Raw genomic sequence first — 14,624 nt, forward strand, 5'->3', positions numbered from 1 at the left:
GTAAGGCCCTCGTTCGGGTGACCGCCAGCCGGGTCTTGCGTAGCCCGGTGCGGGGTAGCCGGGAGGCGGCATGCACAGGGGAAACGCGCGTCCTCACCCGGAGGTGGTCCGTCATGAAAGCAGTCGTGTACCAGGAGCCCTTCTCGGTCGCGATCGGTGAGGTGGACAGGCCGAGCATCCAGCACCCCAACGACGTGATCGTGCGGATAACCTCGACCGCCATCTGCGGCTCCGACCTGCACATGTACGAGGGGCGCACGGCGGCCGAGCCGGGCATCGTGTTCGGCCACGAGAACATGGGCATCATCGAGGAGCTCGGCTCCGGCGTGACCAGCCTGAACCGCGGCGACCGCGTGGTGATGCCGTTCAACGTCGCTTGCGGGTTCTGCAAGAACTGCATGGCGGGCAACACCGGGTTCTGCCTGACCGTCAACCCCGGTTTCGCCGGCGGCGCCTACGGCTACGTCGCGATGGGTCCCTACAGCGGTGGGCAGGCCGAGTACCTGCGGGTTCCCTTCGCCGACTTCAACTGCTTGACGCTGCCCTCCGACGGCAGCCACGAGGCCGACTTCGTGCTGCTCGCCGACATCTTCCCGACCGGTTACCACGGGTGTGAGCTCGCGCAGGTCTCGCCGGGCGAGAGCGTCGTGGTGTACGGGGCCGGGCCCGTCGGGTTGATGGCCGCCTACTCGGCGCTGCTGCGCGGGGCCGCGCGGGTGTTCAGCGTCGACCGGGTCCCGGAGCGGCTCGCCAAGGCGGAGGAGATGGGAGCCATCCCGATCGACTTCTCGCAGGGCGACCCGGTCGCCATGATCAAGGACCAGACCGACGGCGAGGGCACCGACAAGGGCATCGACGCGGTCGGCTACCAGGCCCAGGTCGGCGACGGCAGCAAGGAAGAACCGGCGGTGGTGCTGAACTCGCTGATCGACACGGTGCGCGCGACCGGGCGGCTGGGCGTGCCGGGGCTGTACGTGCCCTCTGACCCGGGCGGTCCGACGGACGAGGCGAAGCGGGGGATGCTGCTGGTCTCGGTCGGCCGGATGTTCGAGAAGGGGCAGGTCATCGGCACCGGTCAGTGCAACGTCAAGCGCTACAACCGGCAGCTGCGCGACATGATCATCGCCGGCCGGGCGAAGCCGAGCTTCGTGGTCTCCCACGAGCTGTCCCTCTCCGACGCTCCGGACGCCTACCGGAAGTTCGACCAGCGGATCGAGGGCTACACCAAGGTCGTCCTCCACCCGTGACCGGACGTTGAAGGCGCGCCCCGGCAGCCGGTGCTGCCGGGGCGTTCCGGCTACCGGAGCGCGATGTCGACGACGACCGGCAGGTGGTCGGACGCCGTCGTCGAGATCACCTCGGCGCGGTGGACATCGATTTCCGGCGAGGCCAGGACGTAGTCGATGCGCACCTTCGGCGCCGCCGCGTCGAAGGTGAAGCCGTCGCCTCGCCCGGCGATGGGCCAGGTGTCGACGAGGTGCTCGGTGATCTCGGCGATCTCGGGCGCGTCCGGCGTGGCGTTGAGGTCACCGGTGAGCACCGCGGGGAGGTTCCGCCCGGCGACGATCCCGTTGATCGCCTCCACCTGCGCCGAGCGCTCGGCCTGCGAGGTGTGCTGCAGGTGCGTGTTGAGGAAGAGCATCTTCTTGCCCCGCACGTTGATCCGCGCCTCCAGCAGTCCGCGCTGTTCACCCTGCGGCGCCCGGGGGAGCAGCGTGTTGCGGGAGTCGAGGATCGGGAAGCGGGACAGGATCGCGGTTCCGTACTGACGTCGCGGCTCGCCGGGGTTCGCCGGGTCGAGGTCCAGGTTGGCGCCGTAGGCCACGTGCATCCCGAGGCGGCAGGCCAGCCACGCGGCCTGGTCGGCGAAGTCGCTGCGGTCGGACCAGTGCTTATCGACCTCCTGCAAGCCGATGACGTCGGCGCCGGACTTCTCGACGACGCCGGCGGTGCGCTCGAGATCGAGCACGTCGTCGGTTCCCGCGCCGTGCTTGATGTTGAACGTCGCAACGGTGAGATGCCGCGGCGGGACATCGGCGAACGCCATCGGCGCGAGCACGATCGCGACCAGGGCAAGGGCGGCGACCAGCGCGGACCGGCCGAACGAATGCTTCACGGAGTACCTCCGAATCGGTCGAACGAAGCATTCCTACCGACCATTGTTGAACTCGCCTGGCCCTCGTCCGTACGCCCAGGCCAACCGGAGATGTACCTTGCCGCCGGTCTCCAGCGCCTACAACGGGCCTGTGCTGTTCGTGAGCCGTGAGTGTTTTGGGGTGCTATAACGCCCCAAAGCACTCACGGACCCAGCTGAAACGGAGCCTGTCACGCCAGCCCTGCTCAGCGGTCGAGGATCGTGCGGAGGGCGCCCTCCAGGTCGGCCGCGGAGCCAGCGCCCCGGCTGCGCCAGGCGATGAAGCGGTCCGGTCGCACCAGGACGGCTCCGTCGGTGGTGACGCCGTACTTTCCGGTCCAGTCGCCGGTCAGCTCGCCGCCGAGCACCTGCACCCGCAGGCGGACGCCGAGGTCCGAGGCCAGCTGCTCGGCGGCCTTCGCCCACGCCTCGGACTCGGTCAGCAGCACGAATTCCCGTCCGAACAAGTCGATCGTGGAGACCTCACCGTCCGTAGTGGACAGAAGGACGTGCGGGGCGCGCGAGCCGGGACGGCCGGTGGGCGTGGTCGGGTCTTCCAGGAGTTCGCCCGCGTCGCCGGGTTCGGCGACGACCGCGCCGTTGTGCCGGTAGCCGAACAGCAGCATGCCCGGGTCCTCGATCGGCGGGGTGTCGTCGTCACGCTGCAGGTGCGGCATGTTGCGTGCGATGGCGTTCTTGAACTGGTTCTCCGCGATCAGCTCGCCGACCGGCCGCCGCTCGGCGTCGTGGCTGTCCAGCAGGCCCGGCCCGGCCTCGCCGCGGAGCACGGCGGCCAGCTTCCACGCCAGGTGGAAGCCGTCCATGATGGCCGTGTTGCCGCCGAGCCCGCCGTGCGGCGGCATGGTGTGCGCGGCGTCGCCGACCAGGTGCACCCGCCCGCTGGAGAAGCGGTCCGCGACCCGCATCGCTGCCACCGTGGTGTCCGCGGAGACGATCTCCGCGGCGAGGTCGGGGACGCCGGTGGCCAGCCGGATCTGCTCCAGGGCGCGCTCTTCCGGGAAGTCGTCGATGCTCTCGTGCTCCGGGTCGTAGCCGACGCCGACGACGAACAGGTCGGGCTCATCGGTGCTGACCACCGCGCCGGTACCGCCGGAGATCCGCGGGTTCTGCAGGTAGTAGAGGACCTGGCGGTCGCCCACGACGGGAGCGAGGTCGGCGCGGATCAGCCAGTGGACCGAGTGCCCGAGCGTGCCGCGGCCGTGGGTTCCGATGCCCAGCCGCTCGCGGATCGGGCTGCGGTGTCCATCGGCGGCCACCAGGTAGTCGGCGTGCGCGGTGCGGGTCCCGGCGGCGTCGGAGAGGACCGCGCGAACCCCGGAGTCGTCCTGCTCGAAGGACTCCAGGGTGGTGGCGAAGCGGATCTCGGCGCCCAGTTCGCGGGCGCGCTCGGCGAGGATGCGCTCCGCGGCGGCCTGGCTGGCGTCCGCCGAGCGGGCGGGCGTCAGGTCGTCCAGCGGCAGGAACGTGTCGTGCAGGATCTCGCGGAACACCGGGCCGCTCGCGCTCTCGGCTATGCGGATCAGGAATCCGGTGTCCTTCGGCGAGGCCTCGACCATCGCTTCGGCCAGTCCGACCAGGTTCAGCGCTTCCATCACGTGGTGCTGCTGGCCGCGCGCCTTCGGGTGCGTGGAGGTGCCCGGGTGGCGTTCGACCACCAGCGACGGCGTGCCGTGCAGGCCGAGGAAGACGGCGGTCGACAGCCCGGCGAGCCCGGCGCCGGCGATCAGGACGGGAGTGCGTTCGGACATCGTGACAGCTCCTTCGAACAGTGCTCGTGCGACGAACGCTGTTCTACAGACGAACGGTGTTCGCGTCAAGTACGGTGTTCGCAGCAGCGATCGAAGTGGGGAGAACGATGTCCGTGCCCGTCCCGCCCTGGCGGCAGCGCGTCGCGCGCGAGCGGTCGGTCAAGCAGCCGCTGAGCCTGGAGCTGATCGTGCGCACCGCGCTCGACCTGCTCGACGCCGAAGGGCTGGACTCGGTCAGCATGCGCAAGGTCGCGCAGCGGCTGGGCACCGGTGCGGCCTCCCTGTACGCCTACGTGCGCAACAAGGACGAGCTGCACGAGCTGATGCTCGACCTGGTGATCGGCGAGATCGCGCTGCCCGAGCCCGACCCGGCGAAGTGGCAGGAGCAGCTCAAGGAGCTGATCCGCCAGCAGGTCGCGGTCTTCGGCGCGCACCCCGGCATCGCCCAGGTCGTCATGCGCACCCCGGCGCCGACCGGGCCGAACGCGCTGCACGTCAGCGAGGCGATGATGGCGATCCTGCGCGCGGCGGGGAAACCGGACCGGGTGGTCGCTTTCGCGGTGGACGTCCTCGCCCTCTACGCCACGGCGGTGGCCATGGAGCGCACCGCGGACTTCGGGCTCAGCGATGCCGAGCGCGGTGAGCGGATGGCGCAGGTCCAGCAGTACTTCTCGGAGCTCCCGCCGGAGCGCTTCCCGTCGATCACCGCCCTGCTCCCGGCCCTGATGTCCGGCACCGACGAGGAGCGCTTCGAGTTCGGCCTGGACCTCCTGGTCAAGGGCATCGCCGCCACCGACGGCTGACCCCGGCGCCCCGCGGTGACGCAATTTCAATGGAAATCAGACCTTCGACTTCAATTGAAGTTGCGCGCCCATCGGCGTGTCGGGCACCGACACACCGACCGCGCGTCGGGATCTGGTGCGATTTCAATTGAAATTGGACGTCTGATTTCCATTGAAATCGCGTTGGTCGCGCCGCCGGTCCCACGCCGGGTGATCGGCGGTTGACGCTCCGCAGTGGACGGTTGCGATCGGCGACACGTTCCCGACCAGCTGCGACGTGGAACCGCGAGTCGGCCGTTACTGTTGTCGGTCATGGACGTTCGGGTCGTGGACCACCCCCTGGCGAAGGCAAGGCTGTCCACCATGCGCGACGCGCGCACCAACAGCGCTGCGTTCCGCGCCGCCTTGCAGGAGCTCACGCTGATGCTCATGTACGAGGCCACGCGGGACGCCGAGGTCGCGGTGGAGCCGATCCACACCCCGGTGGCGCGCACCGACGGCTACCGGCTGGCCCACCCGCCGCTGCTGGTGCCGGTGCTGCGGGCCGGCCTGGGCATGGCCGACCAGGCGCACCGGCTGATCCCGGAGGCGCAGATGGGCTTCGTCGGCCTGGCGCGGGACGAGACCACCCTGCAGCCCACGCCGTACCTGGAGTCGCTGCCCGCCGACCTGTCCGGTCGCCCGGTGTTCGTCCTCGACCCGATGCTGGCCACCGGCGGTTCGATGGTGCACACGATCCGGATCCTGACCGAGCGCGGCGCCAGCGACGTCACCGCGATCTGCACGCTGGCGGCGCCGGAGGGCGTGCGGCGGCTGGAGGAGTCCGGCCTGCCGGTCCGCGTGGTGACCGCGAGCATCGACGACCGCCTGAACGAGTCGGGCTACATCGTCCCCGGCCTCGGCGATGCGGGCGACCGCGAGTACGGCGCCGTCTGATCCCTTTCCCGGATTTAACGCAATAGCGAAACCTCCTCCGCTCGGGGCTGCGCCTCGGCCGGGGGAGGTTTCGTTCTGCCCCGGAAAACTGGGAATTCCCTGGTCCGAGGCGTCTCCAGGTGGAGGTTCTCCCGGAGTCCGGCCGCAGCAGCAGTTTTCGGCCGAACAGGCGATAGCTGGTCTAGACCTGATCCGAATATGGTCTATACCACACATGGAGCGATCCCCCCGATGAAGTAGGAGTCGCCATGTCCTCTCGAAGTCGCAGATTCCCGTTCCGGCTCCCGGTGCTGCTCGCCTCGGTCCTCGCACTGGGACTGCCCCTGCTGGCCTCCCCGGCGGGCGCCACCGACGCCCCGGCGGACCCCCGGCCGCAAGCCGCCGACGAGGCCCAGTCGCAGGCCGCCGCCCGCAAGGTCGGCTACTTCACCCAGTGGTCGATCTACGGCCGCAACTACTTCGTCAAGAACCTCGACACCTCCGGCACGGCCGCGAAGCTGACCCACATCAACTACGCCTTCGGCAACCTGAACACCGCGGGCCAGTGCTTCCAGGTCAACCAGACCGGCGAGGGCGACGCCTGGGCCGACTACCAGCGCCGGTTCACCGCCGAGCAGACCGTCAGCGGTCAGGCCGACGCCTACAACCAGCCGCTGGCGGGCAACCTCAACCAGCTCAAGCAGCTCAAGGCGAAGTACCCGCACCTGAAGGTCTACATCTCCTTCGGCGGCTGGACCTGGTCGAAGAACTTCCACAACGCGGCGGCCACCCCGCAGTCGCGCGCCGCGCACGTGAAGTCCTGCATCGACATGTGGATCCGGGGCAACATGCCCAAGATCGGCGGCGAGCCGCAGGGCGGCGACGGCGTCGCGGCGGGCATCTTCGACGGCGTCGACCTCGACTGGGAGTGGCCCGGTTCCGAGGGCGGCCCCGGCAACGTGGTCGACCCGGCCGACAAGCAGAACTTCACCGCGCTGCTGCAGGAGTGGCGCACCCAGCTCGACGCCGTCGGCAAGGAGACGGGCAAGACCTACGACATCAGCGCCTTCCTGCCCGCCGACCCGGCGAAGATCGAGGCCGGTTTCGAGGTGCCCAAGGTCTTCGACCTGCTGACCTTCGGCACGATCCAGGGCTACGACCTGCACGGCGCCTACGACCCGACGACCAACCACCAGTCGGCGATCCTCAGCCCGCAGGGCGACCCGTCGCCGGAGAAGTGGAGCATCGACCAGACCATCAACGCCTGGCGGACGGCAGGCGCGCCGAACGACAAGATGGTGCTCGGCGTGCCGTTCTACGGGCGTGGCTGGACCGGTGTGACCAACCAGAACAACGGCCTGTTCCAGAACTCGACCGGCCCCGCGCCGGCGACCTGGGAGGCGGGCATCGAGGACTACAAGGTGCTCAAGGCCAAGGCCGGTCAGTACACCCTGCACCGCGACGAGCAGGCCGGTTTCGCCTGGCTCTTCGACGGGACCACGTTCTGGACCTACGACGACCCGACCGAGATCAAGCGCAAGGTCGACTACCTGAAGAAGCAGGGCCTCGGCGGCGCGATGATCTGGTCGCTGGACGGCGACACCCCGAACGGCGAGCTGATGACCGCCCTCCACACGGCCCTCGGCTAGGGCCCGGCGAACGGTCGTGCCCGGCGTGGTCACGCCAGGTCGGGCACGACGCGCTGGCCCCGGGGACCACAACCCCCCGTCGCTCCGGGGTCAGCGCCTCCAACCCGCGATACCGTTCACCAGCGCCCGCTCGTAGCGGGCGCTGGTGTCGTCGTGGGTCAGCGGGGAGTTCAGCTCCAGCGAGACCAGGCCGTGCACCAGGGCCCAGGCGGCGAAGGTGATCTCGTCCGGATCGGTGTCCGCCAGCAGGCCCTGCTCGATGCCGCGAGCGACGGCGTCCTGCAGCGGCCGGATGCTGCGCAGCGCGGTCTGCACCGACTCCTCGTCCGGGACGAAGTCCGGCACCGCCCGGCCGAACATGATCGAGTAGAAGTGCGGGTTGGCCAGCGCGCTCTCCCGGTAGGCCAGGCCGAGCGCGCACATGTCGGCCACCGGGTCGTCGGTGCGGGGCACCTGCGCCATCCGGTCGCCGAGCCGCTGGAATCCCTCCGCGTACAGCTCGCGGACCAGTCCCGGCTTGCCGCCGAACAGCGAGTACACCGCGGTGGTGGAGGTGCCGACGTCCGCGGCCAGCCGCCGCAGTCCGAGCCCCTCCGGGCCCTGCGCGGACAGCAGTTCGCCCGCGCGATCCAGCAGCCGGGTGCGCAAGGCGTCGTCGTGCGCTCGCGGTCTAGCCATTGAGGTCTTCCAAACTCGTTTTGCGTGGCGGTGCGGGTGGCGGAACCTCAGCGCTGAGAAGGACTCATCGTCCGAAACTATCGCCTCCCGCGAGTGGTATCAGCGCGATACCATCGCGGCATGGCCATGACCCTGCGTCTCACCGACGAAGAGAACCAGCGGCTCGCCGAGCTGGCGGCGGCCGAAGGGCGCTCCAAGCAGGAGGTCGTGCGCAGCGCGCTGGCCGATCGCTGGGCGCGGCAGCAGAAGGAGCAGCAGCTCGACGAGGTCGTGCAGCGGGTGCTGCCGCGGTACCGGGGCTTGCTGGACAAGCTCGGCAGCGCATGATCGACCATTGACCGCGTGATCGTTTACCTCGACACGTCGGATCTGCTCCTGCTCGCCACGGCGGTGACCGACGGCGACCTGATGGTGCGGGACGGCGGCCTGCTCGACGCGGCCGCGTACCGGCCGCACGCCGAGGTGTTCGGCGTGCCGGCCTATGAGACGTTGTGGCTGAAGTCCGCCGCGCTGCTGGACTCGATCGTCCGCACCCGCCCGCTGGCGGGCGGCAACTGGCGGCTGGCGTGGGTGGCCGCGGTGGCGATGTGCGACCTCAACGGCTGGTGGGTGGAGGCCGCCGACGACGCGGCGCTGGAGATGGTCCGCGAGGTCGGCCGTGACCAGCTGGAGCTCCCCGAAATCGCTGGTCACCTGGAGTCCTGGGCGAAGCCGAAGGCGTGAACACCTGTTCTTGAACTCGTGCTGCCCAGACACGGCGGTGGCCCGGTCGGTATCTCCGGCCGGGCCACCGCGATCGTTGTGCGGGTCAGGCGGCGGGTCCGCTTTGCAGCTTGCGCATCGCGATCGGTGCGCCCGCCAGGTCCTCTTCGTTGCAGAGCAACTTCAGGTCGTAGTAGGGAGCACCCTCGCGATCGTCGTAGTCCAGGTGGACTGCGATGACGTCGAGCGGTTCGCCCAACCAGTCCTGGGCTGCGCGGAGCCACTTGGCGGAACGCTCCAAGGCGGCCGGTAGGTCGTTGTCGCGGAACTCGACAGGTCGGTAGGGAACGCCCTGAACCTGATCGTGTGAACCAGGGGGCTGTGGGAGATCCACGGAGACGCCGGAGTCGTCGAGTTCGAGTCGGATCGATTCCTCACTCACTGTCGCAGCGTAACCCCTCGGGCCCCGCAAATGCTGCCGGAGTCCCTGCGGAGATGTCTTCCGACGGCCTGGATGGGGTGGTTCGGGGAATCTGCGCCGTTACCGAGCGCGAGGAGGGGGCGCCCCGAACATCGCACGTTGATGAGGGAAGGCGGGCTTTGCCCAGGGCGCCCCGTGTCGTCAAGGGGCGCGCCCCGACGACACGATCAGGTTACTCCGCAGCTTCGTATCAAGATCAACTGGGGTTCTTCTGCTGTTGTGCGCCCGGATACCCGGGAACCTGCGCTCACTCGATCATGAGCCCGGCCGCGACGGTCGCGCCAAGCTCCCAGCAAGCCGCCAGGTCGGCCTTGCCGGGGGCGCCCAGGACGGTGACCGGTTCGGCGACCTGCTGCCAGGAGAGCCCCGTGGTGATCGAGCGGATCGCGCGCTGCGCGCCCTCCACGCCCTCGTTGCCGTGCACGTAGTAGCCGAACGGGCGGCCCGCGGTCGAGTCCAGGCACGGGTAGTAGATCGTGTCGAAGAAGTGCTTGAGCGCGCCGCTGATGTAGCCGAGGTTCGCCGGGGTGCCCAGCAGGTAGCCGTCGGCTTCGAGGACGTCGCTGGCGGTCGCGCTCAGCGCCGCGCGACGCACCACCTCGACGCCTTCGATCTCGTCGGTGGTCGCGCCGGCGACGACCTGTTCGAACAACGCCTGCATCCCGGGCGACGGGGTGTGGTGCACGATCAGCAGCCGGGGCATCTCAGCCTCCTCGCACGAGTTCGGAAACGGCGCGCTCCAGCGCGGCGAGGCGGTCCGCGGCGCGCCGCTTCGCGGTGGGCAGGTCGTCGACCTGCTCGACGACCTGCAGGTAGCACTTGAGCTTCGGTTCGGTCCCGGACGGCCGGATGACCACCCGCAGGCCGCCTGCGCCGGTGACCACCAGCGCGTCGGTCTGCGGCAGCAGATCCCGGACGTCCACAGCGGTGCCGGCGAGCTGCGCCGGGGGCTGCGCCCGCAGCCGCCGCATGATCCGGGGGATCAAGCTCAGGTCGGAGACCCGGACCGAGATCTGCCCGGTCTCGTGCAGGCCGTGCTCGGTGGAGAGCTCGTCGAGCAGCTGCGGGAGAGCGCGCCCCGCGGCCTTCAGCGCGGCGGCCAGGTCGGCGGCCAGCACCGCGGTGGAGATGCCGTCCTTGTCGCGCACGAAATCCGGGTCGACGCAGTGCCCGAGCGCTTCCTCGTAGGCGTAGACCAGCCCGGTGCCCGCGCCGTCCCCGGCGCGCACCAGCCACTTGAACCCGGTCAGCGTCTCGTCGTAGCGGACGCCGAACTCCGCGGCGATCGAGCGCAGCATGGTCGCGGACACGATGGTCGTGGCCACCAGCGGATCCGGCGTCACCTCCCGGTCCAAAGTGGACAGGATGTGCCAGGCGAGCAGGACGCCGGTCTCGTCACCGCGGAACATCCGCCAGACGCCGTCCACCGGCGCGCCGAGCGCGCACCGGTCGGCGTCCGGGTCCAGCGCGATCGCCAGGTCCGCGCCGACCTCCGCGGCCAGCTCCAGCAGCGCGTCCGTCGTCCCCGGCTCCTCCGGGTTCGGGAACCCGACGGTGGGGAAGTCCGGGTCCGGATCGGCCTGCGAGGCGACCAGGTGCACGTCGTCGAAACCCGCGCGGTGCAGCGCTTCCCGCAGCGGCTGGGCGCCGACGCCGTGCAGCGCGGTCGCCGCGATCCGCAACCCGCGAGCGCTGCCGCGCGGCAGGGTCGCGACCCGGGCGAGGTAGTCCTCCAGCGCCGAGGAGTGGACCGACCAGTTCTCCGCGCGCGGCACCGAGTTCGCCGCCGGAGTCGCGGCGACGGCGGCCTCGATCTCGCTGTCGGTGGGGTTCACCAGGTGGATGCCGCCACGCAGGTACAGCTTGTACCCGTTGTCCTGCGGCGGGTTGTGCGAGGCGGTGATCTGGATGCCCGCGACGGCGTCCAGCGCGCGCACCGCGTGAGCGAGCACCGGCGTCGGCAGCGGCTCGGGCAGCACCCGCACGTCGAAGCCGGCCGCGGCCAGCACACCGGCGGCGTCGGCGGCGAAATCGGCCGACCCGTGCCGCGCGTCCCGGCCGACCACCACGACACCGCCGCTGTGGCCGTGCTCGTTGAGCCACTCCGCGACACCGGCGGTCGTGCGCACGACCACCGCGCGGTTCATGCCGTTCGCCCCGGCGCGCACCGCGGCGCGCAGGCCCGCGGTGCCGAACCGCGGCATCCCGGACATCCGGTCCGCCAGCTCCGGCGAGTCGGCGTCGACGAGCCGCTGCAGCTCCGCCCGCGCGCCCGGATCGACGTCCTCCGCGATCCACCGCTCAGCCGCGGCCCGCGCGCCAGTCCCGCACACTTCCACCGATTCGCCCACGAGGCCTCCGATGCGAATGCCAACACCCGAGCGGAGATCATCCCAGCTCCGCCGCGATCCCGTGGGGTCGTGAGCGCGAAAATCCCGCGCTCACGACCCGACGGACTCGTCATACATCAGACCGGGCAGCCGGAGACCAGGCGGGCGCTGAGCGTTCCGCTACCCGCAGAACGAGCCTGGAAGCTGGATTTCAGGAGGCTTCGACGACCGAGCGCAGCAGCTGGCCCATGCGGCTGGCCGACGCGCGGCCCGCTTCGAGGACCTCCTCGTGGTTCAGCGGTTCGCCGCTGAGCCCCGCCGCCAGGTTCGTCACTAGGGACAGGCCGAAGACCTCGGCGCCCGCGGCGCGGGCCGCGATCGCCTCCAGCACCGTCGACATGCCGACCAGGTCGACGCCCATGGTGCGCAGCATCCGGATCTCGGCGGGCGTCTCGAAGTGCGGACCGGGCAGCCCGGCGTAGACGCCTTCCTCCAGCGTCGGGTCGATGCCGCGGGCGAGCTCCCGCAGCCGCGGCGAGTACAGGTCGGTGAGGTCCACGAAGTCCGCGCCCACCAGCGGCGACCGCGCGGTCATGTTGACGTGGTCGCTGATCAGCACCGGCTGCCCGACCTGCATGCCCTCGCGCAGGCCGCCCGCGGCGTTGGTGAGCACCACCGTGCGGCACCCGGCCGCGATCGCGGTGCGCACGCCGTGCGCCACCGGGTCGATGCCCTTGCCCTCGTAGAGGTGCGTGCGGCCGAGCATGACGAGCGCCCGCTTGTCGCCCACCGGCACGGAGCGGATCTTGCCGCTGTGCCCGATCGCGCCCGGTGCGGCGAAGCCCGGCAGCTCGGCCATGCCGATCTCGGCGGCGGGTGAGCCGATCTCCTCGGCGGCGGGCTGCCAGCCGGAGCCGAGCACGACGACCAGGTCGTGGCGTTCGACGCCGGTGGCCTCGGCGAGCGCGGTGGCGGCGGCCGAAGCCGCGGCGGACGGGTCGATAGCAGTACTAGAGGTCACGGCCGCGCAGCTTAGAGGCTTTTCCGGCTTCGCGTTGCGCGCACGCCCCACCGAGCTCGTCAGGGCGTGCTGGTGTCGAGGGTCGGTGCGATCTCGTTGAGCATCGCCTGGCTCTGGGTGCTCAGCCCGGGCGGCCCGGTGACCCGCACGATCCACAGGTCGTCGTCCCGGCGGACCAGCTCCGCCTCCGTGGTGCGCGGGTCGGCGTTGGCCTGCCCGTTGAGCATCGGCCGCACCATCGTCGTGTAGACCAGCCGCTTGCCGTCGCCGTTGTCGGTCACGCTGTCCACCCGGATCTTGTTCCCGCCGCCCACGCTCAGCGGCAGCCTGTCCAGGTAGTCGTCGATGTCGTGGCCGGAGCCGAAGAAGTTCCCGTAGCGCTGCACGGCGATCTCGAAGAGGCCGTCCGGCGACACGTAGGACGTCACCAGGCTGTTGGCGACATCGGTGCGCTCGCTCTGGAACGTCTGCCAGCCACCGGGGCTCGCTTGCGGCGCCAGGATCTGGAACTTCCCGCCCGAGGGAGCGGCGGTGTGCTTGGCGTTGCCGGCGGTCTCGACCAGGCCGAGCTGCTCGGCCAGCGGCGTCTCCGCGGCGGGGCTCGCCGGCGTCCCGGGCTCGGGCAGCACGTCCTTGCCCAGGGCGAGCCGGGTGAGCACGAAGCCACCGGCCAGCGCGGCGGCGAAGAGCACGACGGCGGCCACGCCCAGCGCGACCGCGGACCACGGCGAGCGGCGGCTCGGCGGCGGGTCCTTCAGCTCGAACGGCGGCAGCCCGGGGTCGCGGGCCAGCGGGGCAGCCTGCGCGCCGAGCGTGGGCTGCTTCGGCCGCGGCGGTGGCGGGTTCGAGGGAGTCGGCGGCACCAGCGAGCGAACCCGCACCGTGGGGGCTTCTGGGTCGAGCAGCATCGCGAACGGGCGCGCACCTGGCGGCGGCAGCAGGTGCTGCACCCGGCGGCGGACCTCGGTCAGCGACATCCGCCGCGTCGGGTCCTTGACCATCAGCCCGGTGATGATCTCGCCGATCGGGCCGGAGCGGCTCACCCGCGGGACGGGGCCGCGCACCACCTCGGTCACGGTGGCCAGCGGATCGTCGCCGACGTCGTAGGGCGCCCGGCCCTCGACGACGGCGAACATCGTCGCGCCCAGCCCCCACAGGTCGGCCGACGCCCGGACGCCCTCGCCCGCCGCGACCTCGGGCGCGATGTAGGCGGGGGTGCCCAGCAGGATCCCGGTGCTGGTGAGGGTGTGCTCGGCGATGTTGCGGGAGATGCCGAAGTCGCTGACCTTGATCCGGCCGTCGTCGCCGATGAGCACGTTGCCCGGCTTGACGTCGCGGTGCACGATGCCCGCCTGGTGCGCGGCGTCCAGCCCGGCCGCGACGCCGTCGACGATCACCGCGATCTGCTGGTCGTCGAGCGCGCCGTGCTCCTCGAGGATCGCCGCGAGGCTCTGCGACGGCACCAGCTCCATGACCACGAACGGTTCGCCGCCATCGCGGGCGACGTCGTAGAGCGTCACCACGTTGGGGTGCGACAGCACCGCGATCGCCCGGGCCTCGCGGAGCGCGCGCTCGCGCATCTCGGCGGCTTCCTCGTCGGGCATGCCGGGCGGGAGCTTGACCTCCTTGACCGCCACCGGGCGGCGCAGCAGTTCGTCGGTGCCGGCCCACACGGTGCCCATCGCACCGCCGCCGAGCTTGCGTTCCAGGCGGTACCGGTCACCGATCAGCCGACCGGCGCCGGCGAGGGTGTTGTTGTCGTTCGCGGGCACGATCGCATTCTCCACGGCTGATCGCGCACGCGAGGCCGAACGGGCCGATCGTTGCGGAGCTGGGACGGCTTCACCGCGCCGGAGTGATCAGCGGCGAATGCCCGTATCAGCGTTACAAAACGTGAGTAATCCCACCCGGAGCGGCACTGCGGGCGCGTTGTTGTCGCAGCTAACGTTATTTCGTCGCAACGAAAAAACGGGTGCGAATCCGCTGCCGTCCACAAGATCGCGGATTGGCCCGGATACGTGTGTTTCGGATAAGTTGGGCGCCGATCGGACCTCGCTGACATCGGTGGCCCGAGCCTTCTCAACGCCGATATTCGCAGCGTCGCGCGCAAGGAAGCAACATACACCTGCTTCACGGTGCGTCCGCGATGACGGTGGCGAACGA

14 protein-coding genes are annotated in these 14,624 nt (G+C 70.5%); 6 read left to right on the forward strand and 8 right to left on the reverse strand.

Going from position 1 to position 14,624, the window contains the following annotated elements; genetic code table 11:
• Positions 1 to 113 precede the first annotated feature (113 nt).
• Positions 114 to 1,247: a glutathione-independent formaldehyde dehydrogenase gene (locus tag ATL45_RS18115; RefSeq protein WP_093157233.1), complete on the forward strand. Its 1,134-nt coding sequence runs from the start codon at positions 114 to 116 to the stop codon at positions 1,245 to 1,247.
• Between the two features lie 50 nt (positions 1,248 to 1,297).
• Here ATL45_RS18115 and ATL45_RS18120 read toward each other — a convergent pair whose 3' ends face one another.
• Together ATL45_RS18120 and ATL45_RS18125 are read right to left on the reverse strand one after the other, a co-directional pair.
• Positions 1,298 to 2,116 carry an endonuclease/exonuclease/phosphatase family protein gene (locus tag ATL45_RS18120; protein WP_246025412.1) on the reverse strand — a complete coding sequence of 273 codons (819 nt, stop codon included), beginning with the start codon at positions 2,114 to 2,116 and terminating at the stop codon, positions 1,298 to 1,300.
• A gap of 224 nt (positions 2,117 to 2,340) precedes the next feature.
• Positions 2,341 to 3,903, reverse strand: coding sequence for an FAD-dependent monooxygenase (locus tag ATL45_RS18125; protein WP_093157231.1), 1,563 nt, complete (start codon positions 3,901 to 3,903; stop codon positions 2,341 to 2,343).
• 107 nt (positions 3,904 to 4,010) lie between these two features.
• Here ATL45_RS18125 and ATL45_RS18130 point away from each other — a divergent pair, with 107 nt between their 5' ends.
• The 3 genes from ATL45_RS18130 (at position 4,011) to ATL45_RS18140 (ending at position 7,249) form a co-directional block, all read left to right on the forward strand.
• Positions 4,011 to 4,706, forward strand: coding sequence for a TetR/AcrR family transcriptional regulator (locus ATL45_RS18130; RefSeq protein WP_093157230.1), 696 nt, complete (start codon positions 4,011 to 4,013; stop codon positions 4,704 to 4,706).
• Between the two features lie 291 nt (positions 4,707 to 4,997).
• Positions 4,998 to 5,621, forward strand: coding sequence for a uracil phosphoribosyltransferase (gene upp, locus ATL45_RS18135; protein WP_093157228.1), 624 nt, complete (start codon positions 4,998 to 5,000; stop codon positions 5,619 to 5,621).
• Positions 5,622 to 5,869: 248 nt separating this feature from the next.
• Entirely contained in the window at positions 5,870 to 7,249 is a 1,380-nt protein-coding gene (locus tag ATL45_RS18140; protein ID WP_093157227.1) for a glycoside hydrolase family 18 protein, read from the forward strand.
• Positions 7,250 to 7,339: 90 nt separating this feature from the next.
• On the opposite strand, the gene ATL45_RS18145 is transcribed toward ATL45_RS18140, so the two are convergent.
• Positions 7,340 to 7,927 carry a TetR/AcrR family transcriptional regulator gene (locus ATL45_RS18145; protein ID WP_093157225.1) on the reverse strand — a complete coding sequence of 196 codons (588 nt, stop codon included), beginning with the start codon at positions 7,925 to 7,927 and terminating at the stop codon, positions 7,340 to 7,342.
• A 120-nt stretch (positions 7,928 to 8,047) separates the two neighbouring features.
• Between ATL45_RS18145 and ATL45_RS18150 the strand changes: the two genes are divergently transcribed.
• Positions 8,048 to 8,254 carry a type II toxin-antitoxin system VapB family antitoxin gene (locus ATL45_RS18150; RefSeq protein WP_093157224.1) on the forward strand — a complete coding sequence of 69 codons (207 nt, stop codon included), beginning with the start codon at positions 8,048 to 8,050 and terminating at the stop codon, positions 8,252 to 8,254.
• Between the two features lie 15 nt (positions 8,255 to 8,269).
• Positions 8,270 to 8,650, forward strand: a complete 381-nt coding sequence (locus ATL45_RS18155; protein WP_093157222.1) for a type II toxin-antitoxin system death-on-curing family toxin — start codon at positions 8,270 to 8,272, stop codon at positions 8,648 to 8,650.
• Between the two features lie 85 nt (positions 8,651 to 8,735).
• Here the strand turns inward: ATL45_RS18155 and ATL45_RS18160 are convergent, their stop codons facing one another.
• The 5 genes from ATL45_RS18160 to ATL45_RS18180 form a co-directional block, all read right to left on the reverse strand.
• Positions 8,736 to 9,071 (reverse strand): hypothetical protein, encoded by a 336-nt coding sequence (locus ATL45_RS18160; RefSeq protein WP_093157221.1) that lies wholly within the window; start codon positions 9,069 to 9,071, stop codon positions 8,736 to 8,738.
• 286 nt (positions 9,072 to 9,357) lie between these two features.
• On the reverse strand, positions 9,358 to 9,813 hold the full coding sequence (locus tag ATL45_RS18165; RefSeq protein WP_093157219.1) for a flavodoxin family protein: 456 nt from the start codon (positions 9,811 to 9,813) through the stop codon (positions 9,358 to 9,360).
• A 1-nt stretch (position 9,814) separates the two neighbouring features.
• Entirely contained in the window at positions 9,815 to 11,461 is a 1,647-nt protein-coding gene (locus ATL45_RS18170; protein WP_246025413.1) for a phospho-sugar mutase, read from the reverse strand.
• 190 nt (positions 11,462 to 11,651) lie between these two features.
• A complete protein-coding gene (locus ATL45_RS18175) occupies positions 11,652 to 12,461 on the reverse strand; it encodes a purine-nucleoside phosphorylase (RefSeq protein WP_093157218.1) in 810 nt (269 codons plus the stop codon).
• Positions 12,462 to 12,520: 59 nt separating this feature from the next.
• Positions 12,521 to 14,233, reverse strand: coding sequence for a serine/threonine-protein kinase (locus ATL45_RS18180; RefSeq protein ID WP_093157363.1), 1,713 nt, complete (start codon positions 14,231 to 14,233; stop codon positions 12,521 to 12,523).
• Positions 14,234 to 14,624 lie beyond the last annotated feature (391 nt).

The organism is Saccharopolyspora antimicrobica, assembly GCF_003635025.1.
GTDB lineage: Bacteria > Actinomycetota > Actinomycetes > Mycobacteriales > Pseudonocardiaceae > Saccharopolyspora > Saccharopolyspora antimicrobica.

Coding starts and splice junctions, on each gene's coding strand:
- ATL45_RS18115 (WP_093157233.1), top strand. CDS start 114: ATGAAAGCAGTCGTGTACCAGGAGCCCTTCTCGGTCGCGATCGGTGAG.
- ATL45_RS18125 (WP_093157231.1), bottom strand. CDS start 3,903: ATGTCCGAACGCACTCCCGTCCTGATCGCCGGCGCCGGGCTCGCCGGG.
- ATL45_RS18130 (WP_093157230.1), top strand. CDS start 4,011: ATGTCCGTGCCCGTCCCGCCCTGGCGGCAGCGCGTCGCGCGCGAGCGG.
- upp (WP_093157228.1), top strand. CDS start 4,998: ATGGACGTTCGGGTCGTGGACCACCCCCTGGCGAAGGCAAGGCTGTCC.
- ATL45_RS18140 (WP_093157227.1), top strand. CDS start 5,870: ATGTCCTCTCGAAGTCGCAGATTCCCGTTCCGGCTCCCGGTGCTGCTC.
- ATL45_RS18145 (WP_093157225.1), bottom strand. CDS start 7,927: ATGGCTAGACCGCGAGCGCACGACGACGCCTTGCGCACCCGGCTGCTG.
- ATL45_RS18150 (WP_093157224.1), top strand. CDS start 8,048: ATGGCCATGACCCTGCGTCTCACCGACGAAGAGAACCAGCGGCTCGCC.
- ATL45_RS18165 (WP_093157219.1), bottom strand. CDS start 9,813: ATGCCCCGGCTGCTGATCGTGCACCACACCCCGTCGCCCGGGATGCAG.